This is a genomic window from Acinetobacter tandoii (assembly GCF_008867985.1).
Lineage (GTDB): Bacteria > Pseudomonadota > Gammaproteobacteria > Pseudomonadales > Moraxellaceae > Acinetobacter > Acinetobacter tandoii.
This window is the reverse complement of sequence record NZ_VXLD01000042.1, coordinates 1-304: the sequence shown is the minus strand read 5'-3', so window position 1 is coordinate 304 and position 304 is coordinate 1. Positions and strand designations below refer to the sequence as shown.

At 48.4% G+C, this 304-nt stretch carries 1 protein-coding gene; it reads left to right on the top strand.

The genetic code is table 11. From position 1 onward, the window contains the following. Positions 1 to 16 precede the first annotated feature (16 nt). On the top strand, positions 17 to 304 hold a 288-nt coding region (locus F4W09_RS17015; RefSeq protein WP_215899334.1), incomplete at its 3' end, for an Ig-like domain-containing protein.

The following is a 304-nucleotide window of genomic DNA, read 5'->3' as shown; positions in this document are numbered from 1 at the left end:
TAACGACGGTCAAACCGTGACCTTTGATTCAATCACTAATGACACGGGCAGCTCATCGACAGACTTGATCACCAATGACAATACCTTGTTATTTAAAGGTACGGTAGATCTGGTTGATGGCAACAGCCTCAGTGTAACGGTCGGTGCGACCACCTACACCACTGCTGATCCACGCTTAACGGTTGATCCAACAGGCAATTGGACCCTGAATCTCACAGGCAGCGCTTTGGCAGATGGTACTTACCCTGTTGTTGCAATGGTTACGGATACAGCGGGCAACAGCAAAAGTACCATTAGCCAGAAT